At 65.5% G+C, this 25,817-nt stretch carries 23 protein-coding genes; 15 read left to right on the top strand and 8 right to left on the bottom strand.

Features of this window, described 5'->3' with window-relative positions; genetic code table 11:
- Positions 1-89 precede the first annotated feature (89 nt).
- Positions 90-587: a hypothetical protein gene (locus tag ACWHYQ_RS12415; protein WP_447972439.1), complete on the top strand. Its 498-nt coding sequence runs from the start codon at positions 90-92 to the stop codon at positions 585-587.
- A gap of 160 nt (positions 588-747) precedes the next feature.
- On the opposite strand, the gene ACWHYQ_RS12410 is transcribed toward ACWHYQ_RS12415, so the two are convergent.
- Positions 748-1,395 carry a S16 family serine protease gene (locus ACWHYQ_RS12410; RefSeq protein ID WP_447972438.1) on the bottom strand — a complete coding sequence of 216 codons (648 nt, stop codon included), beginning with the start codon at positions 1,393-1,395 and terminating at the stop codon, positions 748-750.
- A 127-nt stretch (positions 1,396-1,522) separates the two neighbouring features.
- Between ACWHYQ_RS12410 and ACWHYQ_RS12405 the strand changes: the two genes are divergently transcribed.
- The 7 genes from ACWHYQ_RS12405 to ACWHYQ_RS12375 all read left to right on the top strand — a co-directional run bounded on the left by ACWHYQ_RS12405 (position 1,523) and on the right by ACWHYQ_RS12375 (position 9,358).
- Positions 1,523-2,632 (top strand): pentapeptide repeat-containing protein, encoded by a 1,110-nt coding sequence (locus ACWHYQ_RS12405; RefSeq protein ID WP_447972437.1) that lies wholly within the window; start codon positions 1,523-1,525, stop codon positions 2,630-2,632.
- A 94-nt stretch (positions 2,633-2,726) separates the two neighbouring features.
- Complete coding sequence (locus tag ACWHYQ_RS12400) at positions 2,727-3,503, top strand: segregation and condensation protein A (RefSeq protein ID WP_447972436.1); 777 nt, start codon at positions 2,727-2,729, stop codon at positions 3,501-3,503.
- Between the two features lie 72 nt (positions 3,504-3,575).
- Entirely contained in the window at positions 3,576-4,391 is an 816-nt protein-coding gene (gene scpB / locus ACWHYQ_RS12395) for an SMC-Scp complex subunit ScpB (protein WP_447972435.1), read from the top strand.
- 100 nt (positions 4,392-4,491) lie between these two features.
- Positions 4,492-7,317, top strand: a complete 2,826-nt coding sequence (locus ACWHYQ_RS12390) for an FAD-binding and (Fe-S)-binding domain-containing protein (RefSeq protein ID WP_447972434.1) — start codon at positions 4,492-4,494, stop codon at positions 7,315-7,317.
- Positions 7,304-7,561: a hypothetical protein gene (locus tag ACWHYQ_RS12385; RefSeq protein WP_447972433.1), complete on the top strand. Its 258-nt coding sequence runs from the start codon at positions 7,304-7,306 to the stop codon at positions 7,559-7,561. The genes ACWHYQ_RS12390 and ACWHYQ_RS12385 overlap by 14 nt, the downstream gene beginning before the upstream one ends.
- 47 nt (positions 7,562-7,608) lie before the next feature.
- Positions 7,609-7,887 (top strand): MoaD/ThiS family protein, encoded by a 279-nt coding sequence (locus ACWHYQ_RS12380; RefSeq protein WP_447972432.1) that lies wholly within the window; start codon positions 7,609-7,611, stop codon positions 7,885-7,887.
- A gap of 250 nt (positions 7,888-8,137) precedes the next feature.
- On the top strand, positions 8,138-9,358 hold the full coding sequence (locus tag ACWHYQ_RS12375; RefSeq protein WP_447972431.1) for a DEAD/DEAH box helicase: 1,221 nt from the start codon (positions 8,138-8,140) through the stop codon (positions 9,356-9,358).
- A 34-nt stretch (positions 9,359-9,392) separates the two neighbouring features.
- Here ACWHYQ_RS12375 and ACWHYQ_RS12370 read toward each other — a convergent pair whose 3' ends face one another.
- Positions 9,393-10,370 (bottom strand): acetyl-CoA carboxylase carboxyltransferase subunit alpha, encoded by a 978-nt coding sequence (locus ACWHYQ_RS12370; RefSeq protein ID WP_447972430.1) that lies wholly within the window; start codon positions 10,368-10,370, stop codon positions 9,393-9,395.
- Positions 10,371-10,401: 31 nt separating this feature from the next.
- A complete protein-coding gene (dnaE, locus tag ACWHYQ_RS12365; RefSeq protein ID WP_447972429.1) occupies positions 10,402-13,893 on the bottom strand; it encodes a DNA polymerase III subunit alpha in 3,492 nt (1,163 codons plus the stop codon).
- Between the two features lie 736 nt (positions 13,894-14,629).
- Between dnaE and purH the strand changes: the two genes are divergently transcribed.
- The 4 genes from purH (at position 14,630) to ACWHYQ_RS12345 (ending at position 18,787) form a co-directional block, all read left to right on the top strand.
- On the top strand, positions 14,630-16,180 hold the full coding sequence (gene purH / locus ACWHYQ_RS12360; protein WP_447972428.1) for a bifunctional phosphoribosylaminoimidazolecarboxamide formyltransferase/IMP cyclohydrolase: 1,551 nt from the start codon (positions 14,630-14,632) through the stop codon (positions 16,178-16,180).
- A 138-nt stretch (positions 16,181-16,318) separates the two neighbouring features.
- Positions 16,319-17,596 carry a phosphoribosylamine--glycine ligase gene (gene purD / locus ACWHYQ_RS12355; protein ID WP_447972427.1) on the top strand — a complete coding sequence of 426 codons (1,278 nt, stop codon included), beginning with the start codon at positions 16,319-16,321 and terminating at the stop codon, positions 17,594-17,596.
- A 54-nt stretch (positions 17,597-17,650) separates the two neighbouring features.
- On the top strand, positions 17,651-18,298 hold the full coding sequence (locus tag ACWHYQ_RS12350; RefSeq protein WP_447972426.1) for an L-threonylcarbamoyladenylate synthase: 648 nt from the start codon (positions 17,651-17,653) through the stop codon (positions 18,296-18,298).
- Between the two features lie 57 nt (positions 18,299-18,355).
- Positions 18,356-18,787, top strand: a complete 432-nt coding sequence (locus tag ACWHYQ_RS12345; protein ID WP_447972425.1) for a hypothetical protein — start codon at positions 18,356-18,358, stop codon at positions 18,785-18,787.
- A 29-nt stretch (positions 18,788-18,816) separates the two neighbouring features.
- On the opposite strand, the gene ACWHYQ_RS12340 is transcribed toward ACWHYQ_RS12345, so the two are convergent.
- From ACWHYQ_RS12340 to ACWHYQ_RS12320, 5 genes are all read right to left on the bottom strand, one after another.
- Complete coding sequence (locus ACWHYQ_RS12340; RefSeq protein ID WP_447972424.1) at positions 18,817-19,185, bottom strand: FmdB family zinc ribbon protein; 369 nt, start codon at positions 19,183-19,185, stop codon at positions 18,817-18,819.
- 126 nt (positions 19,186-19,311) lie between these two features.
- Positions 19,312-20,505: a pyridoxal phosphate-dependent aminotransferase gene (locus ACWHYQ_RS12335; protein ID WP_447972423.1), complete on the bottom strand. Its 1,194-nt coding sequence runs from the start codon at positions 20,503-20,505 to the stop codon at positions 19,312-19,314.
- A complete protein-coding gene (coaD, locus tag ACWHYQ_RS12330; protein WP_447972422.1) occupies positions 20,502-20,990 on the bottom strand; it encodes a pantetheine-phosphate adenylyltransferase in 489 nt (162 codons plus the stop codon). Before coaD ends, ACWHYQ_RS12335 begins: the two co-directional genes overlap by 4 nt.
- Positions 20,987-21,556: a 16S rRNA (guanine(966)-N(2))-methyltransferase RsmD gene (rsmD, locus tag ACWHYQ_RS12325; protein WP_447972421.1), complete on the bottom strand. Its 570-nt coding sequence runs from the start codon at positions 21,554-21,556 to the stop codon at positions 20,987-20,989. Before rsmD ends, coaD begins: the two co-directional genes overlap by 4 nt.
- Before the next feature lie 234 nt (positions 21,557-21,790).
- The gene (locus ACWHYQ_RS12320; RefSeq protein WP_447972420.1) at positions 21,791-21,964 is read right to left on the bottom strand and encodes a hypothetical protein; all 174 of its coding nucleotides are present in this window, start codon (positions 21,962-21,964) and stop codon (positions 21,791-21,793) included.
- Positions 21,965-22,151: 187 nt separating this feature from the next.
- On the opposite strand from ACWHYQ_RS12320, the gene radC reads away from it, so the two are divergent.
- The 3 genes from radC (at position 22,152) to fusA (ending at position 25,762) form a co-directional block, all read left to right on the top strand.
- Positions 22,152-22,853: a RadC family protein gene (gene radC / locus ACWHYQ_RS12315; RefSeq protein ID WP_447975561.1), complete on the top strand. Its 702-nt coding sequence runs from the start codon at positions 22,152-22,154 to the stop codon at positions 22,851-22,853.
- A 96-nt stretch (positions 22,854-22,949) separates the two neighbouring features.
- Positions 22,950-23,666: a YqgE/AlgH family protein gene (locus ACWHYQ_RS12310; protein WP_447972419.1), complete on the top strand. Its 717-nt coding sequence runs from the start codon at positions 22,950-22,952 to the stop codon at positions 23,664-23,666.
- Positions 23,663-25,762, top strand: coding sequence for an elongation factor G (gene fusA / locus ACWHYQ_RS12305; protein ID WP_447972418.1), 2,100 nt, complete (start codon positions 23,663-23,665; stop codon positions 25,760-25,762). Before ACWHYQ_RS12310 ends, fusA begins: the two co-directional genes overlap by 4 nt.
- Positions 25,763-25,817: the final 55 nt, after the last annotated feature.

The raw sequence follows: 25,817 nt of genomic DNA, 5'->3' as shown, positions 1-25,817 counted from the left end.
TTGCAAGAGGCGACCGATTCGTGCTAGATGGGGACGCCGTGGAGGCCTCAGGCTGCGCCCGGGACGAATCCATCTAAGGGAGGAGGACGATGGCGAAGAAGCGGAAACAGTCGAAGAAACAGGGGGCCAAATCCTCAGCAAAGGCTTCGCGCAGGGCCAAACAGGGTCAGAAGGCGGCGAAGGTTGCCCCTAAGAAAAAGGCTGCGGCTAAGGCGAGGGCCAAGCCCAAGCGCTCCCTGGGCAAGCCGAAGGCATCCCGGAAGCCATCCTCCAAGAAGCGCGTGGCCGGGCGGACAGCCAAGAAGGCCCCCAAGCAACCGGCGGAGAGGGTGAAGAAGCCGGAAAGCCCGGAGCCCATGACGGCACCCGAATCCAAGGTGACGCCGGCTGCCGAGGCCAAGCCGAAGGTCAAGCCCGAGGACCTGCTGGAAGAGGATCTCGGGCTTCCGAAAGATGAGGACTTGGTGGATGACATGTCGGAGGACATGGCCGACGACGAGTTGTCTATTGACGAGGAAGAGGAGGACGAAGACTATCTGGACAAGCCCGAGGAACTGGCGAACGACGATGACGAGTACCCCTCCTAGGGGGTTGACAGGCGGAGCACCGCGCCGCTTCCCACGTGGTGATCACTCCCTGCGCCTCGTCGTGATCAGTAGCCGGAAGGACACTCGGCCTTGCCTGAGGGGCCGATGATCCGGTCCGCGTGGATCCCGCGTTCCAGAGAAAAGGCTCGCAACAGGCTGTTTACAACCGCTTCCCGGTCATGAGCTCATAGGCTTCCTCGATCGTACCCACCTCCGTGACCGTGACATTCAGCTCCAGGGAGAGGCTCTGAAGGTTCCACTGGGGATCGAAGAACTGCCCTTCGGGGATGAGGACGGTCCGATAGCCTTCCCGCGCCGCGGACCGGATCTTGTCCGGGATCGCACCGACCGGGCCGATTCGTCCGCTGGCGTCGAGCGTCCCGGTCAAGGCGATTCCGCGCCGGATCGCGTCTCCTCTCAGCACGGCGATGAAACCGACGGCCATCACGGCGCCGGCGCTTGGTCCCTCGCTGCCGACCGGCGCGTAGGCGGCGCCGTAAATCGAGATCGTGCCGGTGCGCGCAACCGGGACACGGTTCAGGGCGTACCGGAAGGCGTTGCCCAGGGCCTCGAGTCCGGATCCCTGGATCCTCATGCGCTGGTTTCCCCAAGCCAGCTCGATGGGATCGGGGGCAGGACGCCGGTCCCAGCTCAAAACCAAGACCGTGAAGACTCCCTGGTCGTTGGCCTGAATGGCTCCCAGGATCGGGACTTCGACCACGTTGGCCGCGTGGGACGGAGTAGGGGCGAGCGTCGCGACCGAGGCCAGGAGCAACGAAAGAAGTGGTAGAAAAAGCAACCTGACCATCTTCGGGGTCGGTCCTGTGTCGGGAGAGAGTCGCGGGACGTATTGTAGAAACTTCCCCTCCGTCCTGTAAAGGCGATCGCCCTGCCGGCTTGCTTTTGCGGATGGGCCAGCCGTATAGAGTCCGAGCATGGTGATCAGCCTGCGACCAGGCTGCAGCCGGGTTCCCCGGCTCGCGGTGGGCTGCGTGCTGGCCGTACTCGCGCTTTTCCTCTGGTCTCGGCCGGCGGCAGGGACCTGTGTCCTGGAGCCCGTGCCGCCCCGCGGCACCGGGGCCCTGACGCGGTATCTGGGCAAAGATTGCACTGACCAGGAGCGCGCCGCCCAGGCCGTTTCGGCCTCGGACGTGCTCGCGGCGCTCCGGGACGGGAAAGGGGTGGACCTCCGCGGCGTCGTGGTCACCGGGGACTTGCTCCTCGACCAGCTTCAGCCGATCGCCGCCACGGACCTGGGTGTGGTCCCCTCGCTGCGTCTGAGGGAGCGGCTTCAGCGTGAGCGACTGGAGGAGGTCCGGGTCATCAACGGCCCGATCGCCATCCGGGACTCAGTCATTCGCGGGCTCGTGACGACGAATCTCAGGCGCGGCCTGCTGATCGTCAACGGGCCGGTCGTGATGACCGGAACGACGTTCGAGCGCCCGCTCGACCTGTCGTTCACGGCGTTCCTTGGCCCCGTGGACTTCTCCGAGGCGGTCTTCCTGGGCGAGGGGTTTTTCATCCAAGCGCTCTTTGATCAGCCGGTTCGCTTCGAGAAGACCGCCTTCGGGATCCATTCGCGGTTTCACCGGTCCCGATTCGCTGAAACGGCCACCTTCACGCGGGCTGGCTTTAACGGCTTAGCCGAGTTTCTCGAAGTGACGTTCGACAAAGATGCCGGCTTCTCACGGGCCTACTTCAAAATGGGCGCGGGATTCTCTGGCAGTCGCTTCCGGGGCATCCTCGATTTTTCCGAGGCGCTGTTCGAGCGCGAAGCGTTCTTCTTGTTCACGGTCTTCGAGCAGGATGCCTACTTCCGCCGGACTACGTTTCGCGGGCGTGCAGATTTCTCCGACGCCCAGTTCCAGGCCCTGGATGATTTCTCCAAGGTCATGTTTGAGGTCGAGCCAAGCTTCGCCCGGACCAAGGTTAGCCAGGTGCCCACCACGCCTCGAGGGCTGCAGGACCCCCGCGTCTTCTATGCGATCGCTGCCACGCTGTTCGCCTTTACGGTCGTCCTTTTGCTCTTTATGAGGCGGCAGTAGGAGTCGCGGCCCACAATATATTGAATTGTCCTTGCTTCCCGCCCCATAGGGTGGTATAAGTGAGGGACTTTTCGGGCGGGAGCGGGGAAGGCCTATGGACCAAATGGAGATTCCCTACCAGGTGCGGCTGGAGCAGTTCGAGGGGCCGCTGGATCTGCTCCTGCACCTCATTAAGAAAAACGAAGTGAACATCTACGATATTCCGATCGCGCTGATCACCCAGCAATACCTCGACTACTTGAGCGTTATGAAGTCGCTCAACCTCGCGGTCGCCGGCGAGTTTTTGGTCATGGCGGCGACGCTCATCCATATCAAGTCGAGGATGCTGCTCCCGCCGGACCAGACCACGGAGGATGACGAGGAGACGTTGGATCCCCGGGATGAATTGGTACGACGCTTGCTTGAGTACAAGCGATTCAAGGAAGCCGCCGGCCTGCTTGACGAACGCGAGCGGGTCTGGCGTCAGGTCTACGCGCGGGAGCAGCCTGAGCCGCGCCCGGTCCGCTCGCAGGAGGCGCTCCTTGAGGAGCTGACGCTGTTCGATCTCGTAGACGCACTCCAGAGCGTCCTGGCGAGGACCTCCAACCGGCCATGGCTGGAGATTCTGCCAGAAAACCTGACGGTGAACGACCGGATGAGCGCCATCCTGGACGTCCTGTCCAGCAAGGAAGCCGTGATGTTCCAGGCGCTGTTCGAGGGGCAGACCCAACGGCTGCACATCATCGTCACCTTCCTGGCCCTGCTTGAGCTAGTCCGGCTTGGCGTGGTTCGCGTCTTCCAGGGGGAGTTATTCGGCCCGATTCTGGTCTCCCGGGCCTTTTCTCCGTCGGCCGATGAGGCCTTGTGCGCGGTGGAGCCCGTCGAACCATAGGCTGACCCTGACGGGAGAGCCGGCCTCTGGTCTCCGAGCGGGCTCGATCCTGGAAACATGGAGGATCAGACCATGAGTGAGACACTTGAGCGAGCGACGAGCGCGGCCATCTCGGATCCGTCCGAACCGGAAGCCTCGGCTAACGGGAACGGTGCCACACGGAATGGAAACGGAGCAAGTCGGCCAGAGTCCCTGGCGCTTCGGGAGCTCAAGGCGATCGTCGAGGCGGTGCTGTTCGTTTCCCACGAGCCGGTGAGCCTGGATCGGCTGCGGTCCGTCCTGGAAGGGGCCTCGAAGGCGGACCTCCAGGAGGCCGTGCGAGGACTCCAGGAGGACTACCGCGGGGAGGGGCGAGGACTCCAGCTTGTTGAATTGGCCGGCGGCTACCAGCTCGTGACGCGACCAGAGCTTGCTCCCTGGCTGAAGCACTTGGAGCGGGCCAAGCAGGCGCCCAAGCTCTCCCGCTCGGCCCTGGAATCCTTGGCCATCATCGCGTACAAGCAGCCGATCGTGCGCGCTGAGATCGAGCAGATCCGCGGGGTCGAGGTGTCCGGCGTGCTGCGGACCCTCCTGGAGCGGAAGCTCATCCGGATCGTCGGCCGCAAGGACGAGCCGGGCCGTCCCATCCTCTACGGCACGACCAAGTATTTTCTCCAGCATTTCGGATTACGCGATCTGTCGGAGTTGCCGCCGCTCCACGAGTTCAAGGAGCTGGGCCAGTCCGAGCCAACCGACCTGCCCATCGGCGAAGAGCCCCTGCAGATCAGCGGGACACAGGAGAGCGGCCCAGGCGACGCCGCGAGCGCCACCGACGGGGAGCGGAGCCAGGCGGTCCCCGCGGATGGCGAGATGGAGGATCTGTCCCCCGAACCGGTCGAGCGCGCCTGAGCCCCGCGCTCGCGCCGTGCCTGTGCCACCGACCACTGCCCGCCCTTGTTCCTCCCACACCCGTCCGACTACAATGGCGCTAAGCTCGTAGAGGCCGGCGATGGAGTTGCTCCTCCCTGAGAAACGGCGCGCAATCGCCGCGGATCTCCGCCGCGCGCTCGGCGTCCACAAGGTTCTGGACGACGAGCCGAGCCGCACCGCCTACGCGGTGGATGCGAGCCTGTACCGGATCGTGCCGCAAGCGGTCGTGCTCGCGGAGACCGAGCAGGACATTGCCGCGACGGTCGCCTACGCGGCGCGGTCCGGCGTCCCGCTGACCCCGCGGGCGGCCGGAACCAACCTTACGGGATCCGCCATCGGGTCCGGGATCATCCTGGACATCTCGCGAATGAACCGAATCCTGGAGGTGAACCGGGACGAGCGCTGGGCCCGGGTGCAACCCGGCATCGTGTTCGCCGAGCTGAACAAGCGGCTGGCTGGCGACGGATTGCTGTTCGGCCCCGATCCCTCCAGCGGGGACATGTGCAAGCTGGGGGGGATGCTTGCCAACAACTCCTCCGGCCCGCACACGCTCCGGTACGGCTCGGTCAAAGACAACGTGCACGCGCTGCGAGTCTGCCTGGCCGACGAGAGTTGGGTGGAGGCGCGGCGCTACGAGCTCGGCGATCCCGCGCTGGAACGGTTGCTGACCGCCCGCCCGGCGTTGCGGACTGTGCTGAGGTTGGTCCAGGAGCACCGCGACCTGATTCGGGCGAAGCGGCCGACCGTCACCAAGAACAGCTCTGGGTATAACCTGTTCGGCCTCATGGACGGGCTCGAGCACGGGCTCTTCGATCTCCCGAAATTATTCGTCGGAAGCGAAGGGACGCTGGGCGTTATCAGCGAGGCGACGCTTCGCCTCGTGGAGCGGCCCCGGGCGAGCGCGACCGCGCTCATCCATTTTCGTCATCTCGAAGACGTGGGCGAGGCAGTGCCCTCTCTCCTCACGTTGGAGCCGAGCGCCCTGGAGGTCATGGACGCCAACACGTTGGACCTGATCGGACGGGACCGGCACGGCATCCCGTCCGACGCGGCCGCGACCCTGCTGGTAGAGCTGGATGAGGCGCCGACCGGCGCCGCGATCCGCGAGCAAGCGGGGCGGGTCGCGGTCATCTGCCGGCGGTTCCGGCTCTCGGCCGACCCGGTGATCGCGTTCGAGCGGGAGCAGCGAGAGGCCCTGTGGAAGGCGAGAAAGGCCCTGTACCCGACCCTGTACCGCTATGACGGGAAGAAGAAGCCGATCAATTACGTGGACGACGTGGTGGTGCGCGCGGAGCGCATCAGCGAGCTCATCCGGTACCTCGAGGGATTTTTCCGGCATCAGCAGGTGCCGGTGGCGGTCTTCGGCCACATCGGCAACGGCAACGCGCACATCGTGCCGCTCCTCGATCTGAACGATCCGGAGGATTTCGCCCGGATGGTGGAGGGCTATCGGGAGATCCACGACACGGTCCTGACGCGCTTCAGGGGCTCGATCTGCGGCGAGCACGGGGACGGCCGGGTACGGGCGGAGTTCGTCCGCCGGATGTTCGGCGAGGAGCTGTATGCGCTCTTCGTCGAGGTCAAGCGGAGCCTCGATCCCGGCGGTGTACTGAACCCGGGCGTGAAGCTGAGCGACCGGCCGTTCACGGATCACATTGATTACGTCCGATTGGCGAAGCCCTGCGCGACCTGCGCGAAGTGCAATGCCGTCTGCCCGGTGTACGACGTGTTCCAATCCGAAGACATGAGTTCGCGGGGCTGGTTCGAGATCGTCACGGCCCGGGAGTACAGCTATCTGAACTCCAAGCGGGTCGTGGAGGCCTGCCTCAATTGCAAGTCATGCCGGACGATCTGCCCCGCGGGCGTGGACGTCGCCGAGCTGATCCTGCGGCGGCGGGCCGAGCACCCGAACCGAGCGGCGGGCCTCCTCTTCGCGCTGCACGCCCGCCGCTGGCTGTTCGAGCCGTTGGTCAAGCTCGCCGCGGCGACGCAGCCGCTGTGGGACCGGCCGCGGCCGCGGGCTTGGCTGGAGCGGCTGACCCGGCCGTTGTTCCGGAGCATCGCCGAGACGGCACGGCTGCCGCGCGAGATGGTCCTACCGCGGCTCGCCCGACGCCTGCTCAGGGAGCGGTATCCCGGGTTTGTGCCGCCAGACGGGGCGCCGCGGAGCCGGGTCGCGTACTTTCACGGGTGCGCGGCCAACTACCTGGACGACGGGGTGGGGGATGCTGTGATCGCCCTCCTCCGGCGACACGGCGTCGAACCGGATCTCCCGCCGCAGCGCTGCTCGGGTACACCGATCGAGACCTACGGTCATCGGGAGCTGGCCAAAGTGGGCGCCCGGTTCAACCTCCGGTCCCTGGCGCCCTACGAGACGGTCGTCACGGGCTGTGCTTCGTGCACCTTGATGCTCAAGGACTATTCAGCTTTGTTCGCTGGGCAGCCCGAGGAAGACGCGGCCCGCCAGCTCGCTCCGCGCGTCAAGCACATTACCGAGTTCGTGGCCGAGAGACAGAAGCCACCCGGCCCGGCACAGGGACAGGGCCGCCGACGCAAGGTGACGTACCATTCGTCCTGCCATCTCCGCGCGGCTGGGGTCACGCGGCAGCCGCGCCAGCTCCTGGCCTCGCTCCCGGACGTGGAGTTCGTCGAGATGCAGGACGCCGATCGCTGCGCGGGCGGCGCCGGAACCTATATCCTGAAGGACTACGAGACCGCGCGGCGGATCTTCGAGCGGAAGCGGCGGGCGATCGAGGAGAGCGGCGCGGACGTCGTCGCGACGAGCTGTCCGGCCTGCATGATCCAGCTCAACGACCGCCTGAGGGGGGCTGTGGAAGTCAAGCACATCGCGCAGCTTCTCCGCGATGCCGACGGGGGCGATCCGGGGGCCCATGACCGTTCGTAAGGCGGATCTCCTCTATGTCCTGGGCGCAGGGTTGGTGATCCTGTTCGTGTCCATGCTCCCGTCTCCCCGGGACCAGAATCCGCCCGTGCCGGACACGCCGGAGCACCGCGCCGTCGCGTCGGAGAAGGAGTGCGTGCGCTGCCATGCGGCGTCTGGCAGCAGGCCGTTGCCGGGGCGGCACCCGAAGCGGCCGGACTGCTTCCGGTGTCACCGGGAGCTGACCGTCTCAGAACGATCCCGTTAGCCGCGTGATGGGGAATTTGCGGAGTCTTCGGGAACGGAGAAGGTGCGATGGTGACCGTGATGCTCTTCGGCGAAACGCTGAGGCAGAGCCTGGACGAGTCCGAATACCGGCTGGAGGTGGCGGGACCGACGACGGTCAGGGGATTGTTGCAGGCCCATGCAGATCGGCTCGGTCCGCTGATGGCCTTCCTGGAGAAGGGGGAGCTGCTGGTGACCGTGAACCGGAAGGTCGGCACGCAGGACTCGAAGGTGCAGGACGGCGACGTCGTGAAGCTCACCCACCAGTTCAATCCGTCCTACGACGGAGCGACCTGGCACAATCCGTGAGGTGCGAGGATTCTTTTGGTCGAGGATTGACTTTCCGGGTTTCCTACGATACAGTGCAAACCAGTCGTCGCTCGCAGAGGTCCGAGGCGACGGCGGACGAAGCCTGACACATCGGACCACCATTTGGGTCTGACTGAGTTTGGGCTTTTCCTGGAGCGACCTGCCTGGCCTTCCCTTCCGCCGGGAACGTTCCGCTTGTTGATCCCTTGATCCGCCTCCGCTCGGTGACCCCAACCAAAAGGGATTGTTCATGACCACGAGCCTTGCAGAGACATTTGAGGGCCTTGGCCTGTCCGCACCGATGTTGCGCGAGCTGGCCAAGGTCGGTTACACCTCGCCCACGCCGATTCAACGCGGTGCGATCCCGCCCGCCCTGGCGGGTCAGGACGTGATCGGCTGCGCCCAGACCGGGACCGGCAAGACCGCCGCCTTTGCGATCCCGCTCATTGAGCGGCTCGCGGGAGGGCAGGGGACCCGCGCTTTGGTCCTGGCCCCCACGCGGGAGCTGGCGGGCCAAATCCAGAAGGCCATTGACCAGCTCGGCCATCGGCGTGGGATCGGTGCGACCCTGATCGTGGGCGGCGCCGACATGACCCAGCAGGAGCGGGCTCTCCGCCAGCGGCCGGACATCCTCGTCGCCACGCCCGGCCGCTTCCTGGACCATATGTGGAAGGGCACGATCAACCCGCTCGCCATCGCGATCTTCGTCCTGGACGAGGCGGACCGCCTGCTGGACATGGGATTTGCGCCGCAGATCAACCAGATCCTGGACGCGTTGCCGGAGGAGCGGCAGACGTTGCTGTTCTCGGCGACCCTGGCCAACGACCTGGCGGCCCTCGTGAAAGCCAGCCTTAAGCATCCGGTGCGGGTGGAGGTGGCGCCGAGCGGAACCACTGCTGCCCGTGTCGAGCAGCAGCTTTACCACGCGAGCCGGGAGGAGAAGACCGAACTGCTCCGGGAGATCCTGCGGGAAGAAGCCGGGACGTCGCTGGTGTTTACCCGAACCAAGTCGCGTGCGGACCGCTTGTGGCGCCTGCTCCAGGCCGACGGGCTCAAGGTGGCCGTGCTCCACGGAGACCGGACGATGGGCCAGCGTCGCGAAGCCCTCCAGGGATTCAAGTGCGGACGGTACCGGGTTCTCGTCGCCACCGACATCATGGCGCGCGGCATTCACGTAGGCGGCATCGGGCACATCATCAACTACGACCTGCCGAACAGCCCGGAAGATTACGTGCACCGGATCGGCCGGACGGCCCGGGCTGGGGAGGCGGGACGCGCCTCCAGCTTCGTCACGCCCGACGAGACGAGCCAGTTGCGGGCGATCGAGCGGCTCCTGGGCAAGGCGGTGCCGTCGGGGTCGCGGGCTGAGGGTCATGGGAATGGGCGCAGGCCCAGGCACGGAGCGCGGGAGCATGACCGGCCTCGGGGCGGAAGCGGAGCCTACCGCGTCGGCGCGCCCTCGCCTCGCTGACCGAGCCTCGCCGCCGGCTCGCCCTCGCTGCACCTCAGGGCGAGCCGGGTGGCGTAGGCTCGATGACGGCGCCCATCCTCCGATACTTCTCGTAGCGCCGGGCCAACAGGTCCTCGATCGGCAGTTCCTCGAGCTGGCCGAGATGGGTGGCGATCGCCTTGACCACCCGTTGCGCGGCGCCCTGCGGATCGCGGTGTGCGCCGCCGACCGGCTCCGCGATGACCTCGTCAATGACGCCGAGCTGATAGAGGTCCGTCGCCGTCATCTTGAGCGCCGCGGCGGCGTCCGGGGTCTTGGTCGGGTCGTCCCAGAGAATAGCGGCGCAGCCTTCCGGCGAGATCACTGAATAGACCGCATGCTCGAGCATCAGGATCCGATCCGCCAGCCCAAGTGCGAGTGCCCCGCCGCTGCCCCCTTCCCCGATCACGACCGAGATGATCGGCACCGCCAGCCGAGACATCACGTGCAGGTTCCGGGCGATCGCCTCAGCCTGTCCACGCTCCTCAGCCCCGATGCCGGGGTACGCTCCGGGCGTGTCAATGAACGTCAGGACGGGGCGCCGGAATTTCTCCGCGAGCTTCATGAGCCGCAGCGCCTTCCGGTAGCCTTCGGGATTGGGCATCCCGAAGTTGCGCTGCATGCGTTCTTTGAGCGTCCGGCCCTTTTGGTGCCCGATGACCATCACGGACCGCCCGCTCAGCCGGGCGAATCCGCCGACGACGGCGCGGTCGTCCCCGAAAGCGCGGTCGCCGTGGAGCTCCAGGAATTCGTCGCTGAAGGCACCGACGTAGTCGAGGAACGACGGGCGCTGGGGATGCCGGGCGAGCTGCGTCCGCTGCCACGGCGTCAGGTTGGCGTATAACTCCTGCTCGACCTCGACCAGCCGCGCCTTGAGTTTTTTGGCTTCCTCCTGGGCTGCGGCGCGCGCGGAGCCCGACCCGGCCAGCTTTTCCAGCCGTTCCTCGATCTCGCGAATCGGCTTCTCGAATTCCAAGTAGTCTCTCATAGCCACCTCATCCGGAGCGCCGCCCGCACCGGGAGAGTCACGACCAGAAGGCGACGGTCCCCTTGCCCAGCAGAGCCTCCACCTCGGCTACGAAGGGCTCGGTCGGGAGCACGGTCACGGCCGGCAGCGGGGCTGTGTCTGCCTCCAGGGTCGGCGTGATGCGAAACGTGAGGGACAGGGGGGCTGGTCCCGGGTGTCGACGCAGGACCTGTTGGAGCTGGCGCAACCGGTCGCCGGCGTCCGGGTGGTCGTCCAGCCGGATGGTGACCCGCGTGACGGACCGAGCCTGGACCTCCCGGAGCGATTCGATTTTGGTGCCCTTGAGGCGGGCGCCCTTCTCCGCGCGGTCCACGGTCCCGGTCACCCGGATCACGCTCTCCGGCACGAGCAAGGCCTCCGCCGCCCTGAAGAGGTCGGGAAAAGCGATGACCTCAACCTGCCCGTGCAGGTCCTCCACCTGAACGTAGGCCATCCGATCGCCCTTCTTCGTCGTCATCGTCTTGACGGTCGTCACGATGCCGCAGAGCTTCGCTTCCTTGCCGTCGGCAATCTCAAGCAACTTTTCCGTCGTCGTCGTGGAGAACTGGCGAACTGCGGCCTCGTACCGCGCGAGCGGATGGCTCGTGATGTAAAAGCCGATCAGCTCTTTCTCGTGCTTCAGCAGCTCCTCCTCCGGCCATTCGGGCAGGTCGGGCAGGCTTTCGTCCACCGGCAAGACACCGCGCCCCTGCGGCAGGTCCGGGCTCTCCATCGCGGCGAAGATGCTGGTCTGGCCGGAATCCGCCGCCCGCTGCGCGGCGACCGCCTGGTCCACGGTCCGGTCGAGCACCGCGACGAGCTGGGCCCGCCGCGCGCCCGTGGAGTCGAAGGCGCCCGCCTTGATCAGGCATTCCAGGGCGCGCTTGTTCAGCCTGCGGCTGTCCACCCGGTGGCAGAAATCGAAGAAGGACCGATAGGGGCCCTGCTCCGCCCGGGCCTCGAGGATCGCCTCCGTTACGCCTTCCCCCACATTCTTGATGGCGGCGAGCCCGAACCGGATCCCGTCGGCGGACACAGAGAAGTCCTTCTCGCTCCGGTTCACGTCCGGGGGCAGAATCTTGATCCCGAGGTCGCGGCATTCGTTGATATAGCGGACGACCTTGTCGCTGTTCCCCATTTCGCTCGTGAGCAGCGCCGCCATGAACTCGGTGGGGTAGTGGGCCTTGAGGTAGGCGGTCTGGTAGGTGACCAGCGCGTAGGCGGCGGCGTGGGACTTGTTAAAGCCGTAGCCAGCGAACTTCTGGATCAGATCGAAGAGCTTCTCGGCCGTCTTCTCTGGAATCCGGTTCTTCTTCGCGCCCTCCAGGAACTTGGTCCGGAGCTTGACCATCTCCTCGTGTTTCTTCTTGCCCATGGCCCGGCGGAGGATGTCAGCCTGGCCGAGCGAGAAACCGGCGACCGTGTTGGCGATCGCCATGACCTGCTCCTGGTAGACGATGATGCCGTAGGTCTCCTTCAGGATCGGCTCCAGGAGCGGGACCTCGTAGGTGATCGGGATCTTGCCCTGCTTGCGCTTGATGAACTCCTGGATCAGGTCCATCGGGCCAGGGCGATAGAGCGCGATGATGGCGATGATGTCCTCGAACCGGTCCGGCCGGAGCCCGGTCAGGAGGTCGCGCATGCCTGCGCTCTCCAACTGGAAGATGCCCATGGTCTTCCCGGAGGAGAGCAGCGCGAAGGTCTTGGCGTCGTCCAGCGGCACCGTGGCGATCGAAAAGGGCGGCTCGCCGAGCCGGCCCTCCCGGCTCTGCAAGCTCTGATTGATCAGCCGCTCCGCGTGCGCGATCATCGTCAGGGTCTTGAGTCCGAGGAAGTCGAACTTGACGAGCCCGACCTTCTCCACGTCGCCCATCGGGAACTGGGTGACGACCTCGTCGGTCTCTTTCGAGCCCTTGTACAGCGGCACGTGCGAGGTGAGCGGCTCCTTAGAGATGACGACGCCCGCGGCGTGGGTTGAGGCATGGCGCGGCGAGCCCTCCAGCGCGCGCGCGACCTGGAACACCTCCCGGACTTTCGGATCGCTGTTCACGAGATCCCTCAGCCGGGGCTCCGTCTCGAGCGCCTCGTCCAGGGTGATGTTGAGCTGCTCGGGCACCAGCTTGGCGATCCGATCCACCTCGGCGTAGGGCATCTCCAGCACCCGGCCGACGTCCCGGATCGCCGCTCGGGCTTTCATCGTGCCGAAGGTGATGATCTGGCAGACATGGTCGTGCCCGTACTTCTCCACCACGTAGTTGATGACCTCCTGCCGCCGGTCCATGCAGAAGTCCATGTCAATGTCGGGCAGGGAGATCCGCTCCGGGTTCAGGAAGCGCTCGAACAGCAGCCCGTAGACGAGGGGATCGAGGTCGGTGATCTTGAGCGCGTAGGCGACGAGGCTGCCCGCGCTCGAGCCGCGTCCGGGCCCGACAGGGATGCGGCGCTGACGGGCGAAGTTGATGATGTCCCACACGATCAGGAAGTAGCCGGCAAATCCCATCGAGATGATCACGGTCAGCTCGTGCCGGAGGCGCTCTCGGTACTGCGCCTCCGGAATGCCGGAGGGGCGCTCCCGCAGCCGCTCGGCCAGGCCCTGATGCGCGAGCTTGTCGAGGTAGCTGTCGAGCGTCTCCCCCTCCGGCACGCGATACTCCGGGAGGTAATAGGTGCCGAACGTGAAGTCCACGTTGCACAGCTCGGCGACTCGCTGCGTGTGCCGGACCGCATCCGGCCAGTCTTTGAACGCCTCCAGCATCTCCTCGGTGGACTTCACGTAGAGCTGGTCGGTCTGGAACCGCATGCGGTTCGGCTCGTTGATCGTCTTGCCGGTCTGGAGGCACAGCAGGATGTCGTGGACTCTCGCGTCGCTCTTCTGGAGGTAGTGACAGTCGTTGGTGGCGACGAGAGGCACCCCCAGGCGCTTGGCCATCTCCCGGAGCCCCCGGTTCACCACCTGCTGCTGGGGGACACCGTTTTCCTGGACTTCGAAGAAGTACCGCTCCTTGCCGAAGATCTCCCGATATTCCCCGGCGATCTTGATTGCTTCCTCAAGGCGGTCCTGGGCGATCAAGTAGGGCACCTCCCCGCTCAGGCAGCCGGAGAGGGCCACGAGGCCGTCGGCATGCTCTCGCAAGATCGTCTTATCAATCCGTGGCTTATAGTAGAATCCCTCAAGATAGGCTTTACTGCTCAGCTTGAGCAGATTCTGGTAGCCCGTCTGATTCGCGGCCAGGAGAATCAGGTGGTAGTACTCGTTGTGGGCGAACTGCCCTTCCCGATCGAAGCGGCTCTTGGGCGCCAGATAGGCTTCGCAGCCGATGATGGGCTTGATCCCCGCCGCCTTGGCCTTTTGGTAGAACTCGACGGCGCCGAAGAGATTCCCGTGGTCCGTGATGGCGACCGCGGGCATGTTGAAGGCCCGCACCTGCTGGATCAGTGGGTCAATCTGGTTGGCCCCGTCCAGCAGGCTATATTGGGTGTGCAGGTGGAGGTGGACGAATTGGGCAGGCACCGTGGGGAACCTCGGCTACGAAATTGTAATGGGGCAGAGGCGGGAAGTCAACGACAAGGGGGAAGCCTCGGCTGACGAAGAGCGGGTGCTCGTCTCGGCTGACGAACGGCGCTTGGTCTCGCTGGCGCCATGGTGCGGTGACGACGGGCACCCCGCCCGATTCCTATTGCTGGCCGCTCGCCGCACCGGACCACCGGAACGGCTCGCGGCACCTGGTTTGCCTCCACCTCAGGCAACTTCCCACCATGGCGCTGCGCTCGCCAAGCATCCGTTCCATCCGAGACCCTGGGTAAGAAACGTTTCGGGCTGATCGCTCTGTCGGTGAAGTCGCTCTGAACCCTGGCAACCCTCCTAGCTTGATCCCTCGTCTTCCTCTCCCTGGGAGAGAGAGGCTGGGGAGAAGGGTGGGCCGTTTGCCTTGCTTTTCCTGGTCGGTCGCCCTAGATTTTCGCCCGAAGCTGAAGATCGGTCATCTCCTAACAGCCTGAACGTGTCTGAACTCGGGTCGGACCACCACGTGCCAATTCAGACCGATCCGCGATACGCCGAGTTCGTCCAGCGGGCAGACGCCACGGTTACTGGGAGCCCGGAGGTGCTGCCCGTCGGCGGCGGGAAGCTCATGGAGCGCGCGCGATAGGTGCTCAGCCCGCCTTGCATCACCCCAAACGCATCTGCTATTCTGGCTCCGCTTCGGACGAGACAACCCTTCATCATCCCAGCCAACAGGAGAGATGCAATGGCCGGTGTGCAGCGGGCGCTGATCAGCGTGTCCGACAAGACGGGTGTGGTCGAGATGGCCCAAGGCCTCGCGGCCCTGGGGGCAGAGATTCTCTCCACAGGGGGCACCGCCAGGGCGCTGCGGGAGGCCGGCGTCGCGGTGACGGAGGTCGCGGCCTACACCGGCTCGCCGGAGATCCTCGACGGGCGGGTCAAAACGCTGCATCCGAAGATCCACGGAGGCCTGCTGGGACGCCGGCGCGATCCGAGCCACGTCGCGCAGATGCAGCAGCACGGGATCGGCCCCATTGACGTGGTCGTCGTGAACCTCTATCCGTTCGAGACGACGATCGCGAAGCCGAACTGTACGTTCGAGGAGGCGATCGAGAACATTGACATCGGAGGTCCCTCGATGCTCCGGTCCGCTGCAAAGAATCACGAGGACGTGGTCGTCGTCGTGGACCCGGCAGACTATGGACGCGTGCTGGAGGCCCTCCGGACCGGCAGCGTGACGCCGGCGCTGCGGCGAGAGCTAGCGACCAAGGTGTTTCAGCACACGGCGCGTTACGACAGTGCGATCGCTGGCTACCTCGAGCGGCAGGCTGGCGGCGCGGCGCTCTTTCCGCCGGTGCTGACGCTCCAATACCAGCGGGTGGAGACGCTCCGCTACGGAGAAAACCCGCATCAGCAGGGTGCCTTCTACCGGGATCCGCTGTCCCAAGAGCCGTCCGTGGCGCGGGCCTCGGTCCTGCATGGCAAGGCGATGTCGTACAACAATTATCTGGACGCAAACTCGGCGCTGGAGCTGGTCAAGGAGTTCGACGAGCCCGCCGCCGTCATCATTAAGCACAATAATCCCTGCGGGGTCGCGACCGGGAGAACCCCGGTCGAAGCCTACGTCCGCGCGCGGGAGACCGATCCGGTCTCGGCGTTCGGTGGTGTGATCGCGTTCAACCGGTTGGTGGACCTGGACGCGGCGAAAGAGATCACTTCCACCTTTGTCGAGGTCGTGGTTGCTCCAGGCTACTCCCCGGAGGCTTTGACGGAGCTGCGGCGGAAGAAAGACCTCCGGCTGCTGGAAGTCGGGCCGGTCACGGCCGGGACCCGCGACCGGCTCGATCTGAAGAAACTGGTCGGCGGGTTGATCGTCCAGGAGCGGGATCTTGGCGTCCTGGCCGATCTCAAGAGCTTGCCCGTGCCGACGCAGCGGCGACCCACCGAGGAGGAGTACGCCGCCTGCGCCTTCGCCTGGAAGGTCTGCAAGCACGTGAAGTCGAACGCGATCGTCTACGCGAGGGCCGGGCAGACCGTCGGCATCGGGGCCGGACAGATGAGCCGGGTGGATTCGGTCAAGCTGGCCGGGATGAAGGCCCAGCTTCCGGTAAAGGGATGCGTCATGGCCTCCGACGCCTTTTTCCCGTTCCGCGACGGGCTCGACGAGGCGGCCCGTGCCGGCATCACAGCGGTCATCCAGCCGGGCGGCTCGATCCGCGACCAGGAGGTCATCAAGGCCGCGGACGAGCACCAGTTGGCGATGATTCTGACTGGCATGCGGCATTTCCGGCACTAAACCACCTGACGCGTGAAGAGTGATGGGTGACCGGAACGATCCCTTCTTCAGATATTGCTTGTCACGATATTCCTTCTGCTTCTTACGGGCTTCCTTCCTGTCACCCATCACTCATCACCCATCACCCAAGGTTTGTCGGTGAAAGTTCTGGTGATCGGCGGCGGGGGGCGGGAACACGCCCTCGTCTGGAAGATTGCGCGGAGCCCCCGGGTCTCGCGGGTGTACTGCGCGCCCGGGAACGCGGGCATCGGTGAACTCGCCCGCTGCGTCCCGATCCCCGCCGACGACATCCCCGGGCTTCGGACGTTTGCGTCCACAGAGGGCGTGGACCTGACGGTCGTCGGCCCGGAAGCGCCGCTGGCGCTGGGCATTGTGGACGAGTTCCGCAAGGCCAAGCTGAAGATCGTCGGCCCCACTCGCGGTGCAGCGCAGATCGAGGCGAGCAAGACCTTCGCGAAGGAGCTGATGGTCCGCTCCCGGATCCCCACCCCCACGGCCCGCTCCTTCGACAGCCTCGATCCGGCTCTGCAGTACCTGGCGCATCATCCGCTGCCAGTGGTCGTGAAGGCGGACGGGCTCGCACAGGGAAAGGGCGTCGTGGTGGCCTTCACACGCGAGGAGGCCAGCCAAGCGGTGACCGCCATGTTAGGGGAGCAAGCTTTCGGCGCCGCCGGCCGGCGCGTGGTGATCGAAGAATACCTGGACGGGGAAGAGCTGACCGTGATGGCTTTCACCGACGGGAAGACTGTTGTCCCCATGGTCCCCGCCCAGGACCACAAGCGGGTCGGTGACGGCGACACCGGACCCAACACGGGTGGCATGGGCGCTTACGCCCCCGCTCCCCTCGGCACGCCATCGCTCCAGGCCAGGGTGATGCGGGAGGTGCTTGGCCCGATCGTGGATGCGCTGACCCGGGTCGGGAGCCCGTTCCACGGCGTGCTCTACGCCGGGCTCATGGTCGTGCACGGCACCCCGTACGTGCTCGAGTTCAACGCCCGGATGGGCGATCCGGAGGCGCAGGTGGTGCTGCCGCTGCTCAAAACCGATCTGGTCGAGATTCTCGATGCGGTCGCGGAGCATCGTCTGGAACAGCTCAAGGTGGAGTGGCACGACCGTGCGGCCGTCTGCGTCGTGCTGACCTCGGGGGGCTATCCCGGCTCCTACGTGACCGGCTTTCCGATCATGGGGCTGGCCGATAGAGCGCCGTCCGAAAACGTGCTGGTGTTCCATGCCGGCACGGGGCGGCGCGACGGCGACCTTGTGACAGCGGGTGGCCGCGTGCTCGGTATCACCGGGCTCGGGTCGGATCTCCGGACCGCGCGCGAGCGCGCCTACGCCGCAGCCAGGACGGTCACCTTTCCGGGGTGTCATTTCCGCTCGGATATCGCCGCGCGGGCGCTGCCGTCGAATGGCTAGCGCCAGGGCTGGCCAGTTGCGATGCCCGGAGCCCTGACTTCGGAGACTACGCTCATGGCGCGGATGTTGGCTCTTCGGGACGAGACGCCAGACGACCGGCTCGAAGAAGTCGCACGGATCGTCCGCAGCCACGGCGTGCTTGCGATTCCCACGGAGAGCTTTTACGCCTTGGCGGCCTCGCCCACGGACGAGGAGGCCGTGCGGCGCGTCTGCTCGATCAAGGGACGGGGGGACGGCAAACCCATCCTGGTTCTCGTCGGAGCGCGTGAGCAGATGCGGGAGCTGGCGTTTGGAGTTGGCCGAGTCGCGCAGTGCCTGATGGACCGGTTCTGGCCGGGACCCCTGACCATCGTGGTCCCGGCTGCGCCTGGTCTCCCGGCTACGCTGACCGCGGGCACGGGAACCGTGGGGATCCGACTGGTTGGCCTACCCGCCTTGGCGCGGTTGCTTCGTGTGGTCGGCCCCTTGACCGGGACGAGCGCCAACCGGACCGGTCAACCGCCGATGCGGTCGGCAGCGGAGGTTCAGGCGCAGTTGGGCGGCGAACTAGATTTGATCGTGGACAGCGGGCCAACTCCTGGTGGTTTTCCCTCGACCGTCGTGACGACGGTCGGACAGGTCCGTGTGTTGCGGGAAGGGCCCATCACGTCCAGCCAGATCGAGGCGGCGCTGGCCGAAGCCGGGCTCGGTTCGTTGGTGTGACAATCCCGCTGGGGGTAGGCTCGGGCAGCGGATGCAGAACAAGGAGGAGGCGAACTGATGAGACGAAGCGGGTCAAGACGGCTCGTTGGAGCGGTACTGGTCGGGGTCCTGGCATCAGTCAGCCTGAGCGGCTGCGATTACTGGCCGCCGGCGTTGCAGGCCCAGATCGAGCAGCTCCGGGCGGAACTGGATGCGGCGACAACCGAGCGGACCAAGCTAGAGGGGCAACTAGCCGAGCTGGCCAAGGCAAGGGATGAGCTGCAGGCCCAGGTGAGCGAGCTGACCCGCCAGAATCAAGAGCTGCGCAATCGGGTGACCGTGCTCGACCAAAGCCTGGCTGCCGAACGGGAGAAATTGGCAAAACTCACGAAGGGGCCGGCGAAAGCCAAGGCGAAGGCGCCGACGACCGGCAAGACCTCCAGCAAGGGGAAGACACAGTCAAAGAGCGGGGCGAAAAAGAAAACAACTGCGCCGGAGCCAAGGCGGTAGCCCCAGAAGGGGAGGGACAGAAGCAGCCCCTACGCCGAGGATGAAGCGGAGGACGAAGGCGCCGTCGCGGCGGATGTCGGTTGCGAGGAAGCACCCGCCCCGCTGCTCCCGCCGGAGGAGCCGGTGGACGACGGGGCGCCAGCAGGCTGGCCGGCCGCCGTGTCTTTCTTGCCATTCCCGGAAGGGGCACTGGCCGCTTCTTGCGCGGGCAGCTTGAGCTTGTCGGAATAATCGGTGATGTACCAGCCGCTTCCCTTGAACATGATGGCGGGCGACGAGATCAGCTTTTTCACCGGGCCCCCGCACCGCTCGCAGGTGGACAGTGGCGGATCGCTCACCTTTTGCTTGATCTCGAAGCGGGACTGGCAGTTGTCACAGAGGTACTCGTAGATCGGCACGCCACACCTCGTCGTCCGGGATGATCCTTCGCCGACCCCATCCGATGCGCTCGATATAACATCGTCTGCCGGAAAGTCAAGCGCCGGGCGCCGCCGCGACGGCTCGCGTCCGAGCCACACGGCGCGTCAACTCAGCTTGCTCAGCGCGCTCTCCATCCGGTCAAGCCCGCGGGCGATTGCCTCCATGCTCGCTGCGTAGGACAGGCGGATGTGGGCCCGGCTCCCGAAGGGCTCGCCAGGGACTACCGCGACCCGGGCTTCGTCAAGAAGGTACGTCGCCAGCTCGGTGGGGGAGGTGATGGGCACCGTGCCGGCGCGCCGCCCCAGCAGTCCGGCGATATTGGGAAAAGCGTAGAAGGCCCCGGTGGGAAGCGGGCAGCGGACTCCAGGGATCGCGTTCAGCCGTTCCACCATGAATCGGCGTCGGCGATCGAATTCTACCACCATCTGCCGCGTGAAGGCGTCCCCGCCGCGCAGGGCGGCCACAGCGGCTTTCTGGGAGATGGAGCAGGGGTTGGACGTGCTCTGGCTTTGGATGTTGGCCATCGCGGTGATGAGGTCCGTTGGCCCGGCGGCATAACCGATTCGCCACCCGGTCATGGCGAAGGCCTTGGAGACGCCGTTGACGACGACGGTCCGCGCCTGGACTTCCGGGCCCAGGCTCGCGACGCTCACGTGTTTGCACCCGTCGTAAAGGATTTTTTCGTAGATCTCGTCCGAGATGAGCAGGAGGTCGTGCCGGAGCGCCGCTTCGGCGAACCCCTCCAGCGTGCGGCGGTCGTAGGTCGCGCCGGTTGGGTTGCAGGGGCTGTTGATGATGATGGCCTTTGTGCGCGGCGTGATCTTTTCCTCCAGCGCCGCCGGGCTGACCGCAAAGCCCTCGGTTTCCTGGGTCTCGAGGATCACCGGGGTGGCGTCGTTGAGCAGGATCTGGTCCTGGTAGGAGACCCAGAACGGAGCCGGGATGATGACCTCATCGCCCGCCTCGAGCAGGGCTTCGGCGAGGTTGTACAACGTATGCTTGGCGCCGCAGGAGACGAGCACCTGCGATTTCTCGTACCGCAGCCCCTGATCGGCCTCGAGCTTCTCGACGATCGCGGCCTTGAGCTCGTCAATGCCGCCCGCCGCCGTGTACTTCGTGAAGCCGGCCCGCATCGCGGCCTCCGCCGCGGCCTTGATCGGCTCTGGGGTGTCGAAGTCGGGCTCGCCCGATGCGAACTCGACGATGTCAACGCCCTGCGCGGCCATGGCCTTGGCACGGGCCGCGATGCTCAGGGTGGGGGAGGGCACGATCCGACCGGCCCGCGCGGCGAGCTTCATAGCTTCCCTCCGCGGAGCCGCTCGAGGAGCCGTCGCGCCACCTCGGGGTGCACGAAGTCCGTCAAGGGGCCGCCGAGGCTGGCCACTTCCTTGATGATGCTAGAGGTGAGATAGGTGTATTCCTCGCTGGGCATGAGGAAGACCGTCTCGAATTTGTTGTCGAGCTTGCGGTTGACGAGCGCCATCTGGAATTCGTACTCGAAGTCCGCGGTGGCCCGCAAGCCCCGGATCACGGCTCGAGCACCGTGCCGTTTGACATACTCGACCAGCAGCCCATCAAACGACTCCACTTCGACCTGCGGGATGTCCTTGGTCGCCAGCTTGACCATCTCCACCCGCTCGGCGAGGTCGAACAGCGGCCGCTTGCTCGGGTTCGGCGCCACCGCGACGATGACTTTGTCGAAGAGTCGGAGACTGCGGATCAGGATGTCCGTGTGGCCACGGGTGATCGGGTCGAACGTGCCGGGGTACACTCCAAGTTTCATGAGGGCCGCGCCTTCTCCGGGGCTCTTACGTAGAGGGACAGCGAGGTATCGCCGTACCGATAACGGCGGGAGCGGCGCCAGATTCCGATCTCCGCGGGAGGCTCGCTTCTGGTCGCGTGTTCCAGGATGACCGTTGAGTCCGGTCCTGCCACTGGCCCTTTGCTGAGCAGGGCCAGCAGGCTCGCCAACACGTCCGACCGGTACGGCGGGTCGGCGAAGATGAAATCGTAGGGTTCGCCTTCCCGGGACCGGCGCAGGAACTCCTCGGCCCGGCAGGAGCGCACCTCCGCCCCGGCCAACAGCCCGCAGCGTTCCAGGTTGGCGCGCAATACACGCAACGAGGCTGGATGCGACTCCACAAAAGTGACGGCGCGCGCGCCGCGGCTCAAGGCTTCGATTCCGATCGCCCCGGTTCCGGCGTACAGGTCGAGCACCCGCGCCCCCGTGATGCGGGAGCCCAGGATCGAAAAGAGGGCTTCCTTGACCCGGTCCGGGGTGGGGCGGAGGCCGGGGCCGTGAGGTCCCAGGAGGCGACGTCCTTTCTGCAATCCGGCAATGACGCGCACGACGGCTCCTTCGCACGAGTTGCGTGACTCTATCACACCGATTTTTAGAGGGTCAAGGCGAGGGAGTGCGTTTGGCGGGTATTGAGCGGCGGCAGCAGGGCGTATAATGCTTTTCCTGTAGGCGGGCGCGCGTGTGTCCGCGGCGGCGACCGCGTGTCCTGACTTCGTCCAGCCGACCGTGGATGACTTCGCTAGGTCGGGGAGTGGCCGCCGGTTGATGGCCCGTCCCGGGCGTCAATGGGTCGTCAAGGGTTGCATGGGAAGGTCGGTGAGGCTCTTGCGCCTGTTGCCCGTGATCGTGCGGTCAATGATCGCGCCGCAGTTAAGGCACTTCCAGGCGTGGAAGATGTAAAAGAAGTCCGAGAAGCGTTGGAGCAGCATCAGGCCTTGACATTTGGGACAGGTCATGGCGGCCTCCCTGGGACTACTCTCGTTGGTTTGCACGACCAAGCAAATAGCGATCCAAAAGTATCACTCTCATGTTTTCAATCACTTGTGCCATTCTTTCCCTCAGGTGAGGGGACCAACCTGCGACCGGCAGGTAACAAAAAATGTCACTGTACTGGGTGATTCATGCGACAGGGGCGTCCCGTAGCTGCATCCCCAAAAAACACGGAAGGGTATCAAACGCTGGCCGGAATGTGAGCGTCCCCGCGAGCGGCTGCTGCGGGAGGGGCCCGAGGCGCTTTCCCATGCGCAGTTGCTCGCAATCCTCCTAAGAATCGGCCGGCCCGATTCGTCGGCCGTGCAGGTCGCCATGGAGCTGCTCGACCGCCTACAGGGGCTCAAGGGCCTCCTGAACTGCGGGGTCGAGGAGCTGTGCGGGGTTCCCGGGATCGGACCAGCCAAGGCGGCCCAGCTCAAGGCGGCGATCGAATTGGGGAAGCGGTGCATGGCCACCCCGTTGTCCACGGGGACACGCATCCGGTCCAGCCTGGACATTTTCCACCACTTCTATCCGCGTCTGCGCGACCTCCGTCACGAGGTGTTCAAGATCGTGTTGCTCGACGCCAAGCATACGATCATCCGCGAGGCCACCGTCTCCGAAGGGAGCCTCACGTTAAGCATTGTGCATCCCCGGGAGGTCTTTACGCTCGCGGTGCGTGAATCCGCCGCCTCGGTGATCTTCCTGCACAACCACCCAAGCGGCGATCCTCAACCGAGCCAGGAAGATCGGGCGCTCACGGCGCGTCTCGTGGCGGCCGGAGAGGTGCTGGGCATCCGGGTCTTGGACCACGTGATTGTCGGGGACGGACGCTACGTCAGCTTTGCGGACCGCGGCTGGCTGGGGAACTGATGGGGCCGGACCGCCCGGGAAAGGATTTGCCCACACACCTGAGTTTTGGTATAAGCGACCACAGATCAGGAACCTGAGCGCTCACGAGGTGCCCTAGTGCGCGCGTGTCCGTTCCTCTGGCAGGGAGCGGGAAGGGCCCTGCTCTGGATGGCGGGCTTGTTGGTGGCCTTGGCGCTGTTCGTATCGGGCGGCCACGGCATCCCGGTTCAAGCCGAACGGCTGGCCCCAATGCGGGCGTTCCCGATCCAGATGCCGCCGCCGGCAAAGGGCGTCTTTCTGATCGCTAGCCCGGCGCTCGTGGATCCCAACTTTCGCGAAACCGTCGTCCTGTTATGCGAACATGGTCCGCAGGGGACCCTCGGTTTGATCGTCAACCGTCCGTCTCCGGTGCTGCTCGCTGATGCGCTCCCCGGGATCGCTGCGCTGAAAGGGACAAAGCACCGCCTCTTTCTTGGGGGGCCCGTCCAGCCGACTGGCGTGCTCCTGCTCTTTCGCGTGAAAGAGGCCCCGCCTGACGCCAGACAGGTCATGGACGGGGTCTTCCTGGGCGGAAGCGTCGAGTTCATGGAGCGTTTGCTCGACAAGGCCGGTCCGGGTGAGACGTTCCGGGCCTATGCGGGCTATGCCGGCTGGGCTCCTGGCCAGCTCGAGGCCGAAATGGCGATGGGCTCATGGGCGACCCTACAGGCCGACCCAGCCAGCGTCTTCGACCGGGACCCGGACGGGCTCTGGGGAGAACTGCTGCAGACGCTTGCGGGTCCCTGGGTCATCCGCACCGGCCTGACCGAGCCGACCCTCATGGAGGAGTCATGAAGGAACCCAGAAGCGAAAGAATCCGCAACATCGCGGTGGTCTCGTACACCGGGGCCGGCAAAACGTCGCTGATGGAAGCTCTGCTGTACAGCGCCGGGGTGATTCCTGCAATGGGATCGGTCCACGGCGGGAATACCGTGTCGGATTTCGAGCCAGAGGAAATTCACCGGCAATTCTCGATCAGCGCAGCCGTCCTGCACTTCGACTGGAAGGACACGACGTTCAACCTCGTGGATGCACCGGGCGCTCTCAGCTTTCTGGGCGAAGCCAAACTTGCGGTCTCGGCCGTGGACGCGGTCCTGATCGTGCTGGGTGCCTCGTCCGGCATCAGGACGGAGCTGGAGAAGATTTGGGCGGTGATCACGGAGCGGGGCCTGCCCTGCCTCCTGTTCGTCAACGAGCTGGACAAGGAGCGGACGGCGGTGGGGTCGGTGCTCGAGGAGTGCGAAAAGGCCCTGGAGTTCAAGGGGCTCCCGATCGCCGTTCCGATCGGCGAGGCGGGGGGGCTGGAGGGCGTGGTGGACTTGGTTGCGGGTTCAGCCGTCCGGCCGGTCAAGGACAGCCCGAAGGTGCAGGCCGGGCCCGTCCCCGCCGACCTGGCCGGCGTCGTGGCCGAGGCGCGGAAGAAGCTCGTGGAAGGCGTCGCGGAGATGGACGACCGCCTACTAGAGAAGTACCTGTCCGAAGGCGACCTCACGACCGACGAGCTTCGCCAGGGGCTCAAAGCGGGCACCAGGTCGCGGTCGTTCGTCCCGGTGCTCTGCGGCTCGGCGGTGCGCAACATCGGGAGCACGCTCTTGCTGGACGCCCTGGCCGAATATCTTCCGTCACCGGCGGAGGCGGCGCAGGCCAGGCCGATCGAGGGGAAGGACCCCCACACGGGCGAGCTAGTGCGACGGCAGCCCAGCCCCGCCGAGCCCTTCTCGGGTTACGTCTTCAAGACGATCATTGATCCCTTCATGGGCCGCATGAGCTATGTCCGCATCCTGTCTGGCAGCCTCGAGGCGGACGGCGGGTTCTACAACGCCACGCGGAAGGTCAAGGAGCGGGGCGGCCACCTCTACTACATCCTGGGAAAGAAGTACACGCAGGTCGAAAAGCTCAGCGCCGGCGATCTCGCCGCGATCGGCAAGCTCAAGGACACCCAGACCGGCGACACGATCTGCGACGAGCAGCACCCGGTCCTCTACCCGACGGTCCAGCTTCCGAAGCCGGTGCTGTCCTTCGCCCTGGAGCCCAAGAGCAAGGCGGACGTGGAAAAGGTCAGCCTTGGCCTGCACAAGCTGGTCGAGGAGGACCCGACGCTGGAATTTGTCCGCAACGTTGAGACCAAGGAGATGATCCTCAGCGGGATGGGGCAACTCCACGTGGACGTGACGTTCGAGAAGCTCCGGCGGAAATACGGGGTGGAAGTCACGATCCACACTCCGAAGGTGCCGTATAAGGAAACCATCCGGAAGATGGCGCAGGCGCAGGGCAAGTACAAGAAACAGACGGGCGGGCACGGGCAGTACGGGGACTGCTGGCTGCAGCTCGATCCGCTCCCCCGCGGGCAGGGCTTTCAGTTCGAGAATAAGATCGTCGGCGGGGCGATCCCGAGAAATTTCATTCCGGCGGTGGAGAAGGGCGTCGTGGAAGCCATGCAGGAAGGGATCCTCGCTGGCTTCCCGGTGGTGGATCTTAAGGTCACGGTCTACGACGGCTCCTACCACACGGTGGATTCGTCCGAGCTGTCCTTCAAGATCGCGGCCTCGATGGGATTCAAGAAAGCGATGGAGCAGGCCAACCCCGTCCTGCTGGAGCCCATCATGAGCGTGGAGGTGACGACCCCGGACGACGTCATCGGGGCGGTGATCGGGGACTTGAACGCCCGAAGGGGCCGCATTCAGGGTGTCACAGCCAAGGGCAGCATCCAGACGATCAAGGCGCTCGTCCCCTTGGCCGAAGTGCTCAAGTACGCGACGACCCTCAACTCGATCACCGGCGGGCGCGGCACTTACTCGATGGAGTTTGCCACGTACGAGGAAGTGCCCCGCGAGCTCGCCGCCCGCGTGATCGAAGAGCACAAGGCCGCCAAGCAGGCTGTCTCCCAGTGAAGCCAGTGCAGGGCCGAGTGGATAGACCCATATCGCATTGAGACGAGTTTCCTGG

The organism is Nitrospira sp. Kam-Ns4a (genome assembly GCF_965152595.1).
Note: the sequence above shows the minus strand (reverse complement) of the source record. Positions and strands in the feature narration are given on the sequence as shown.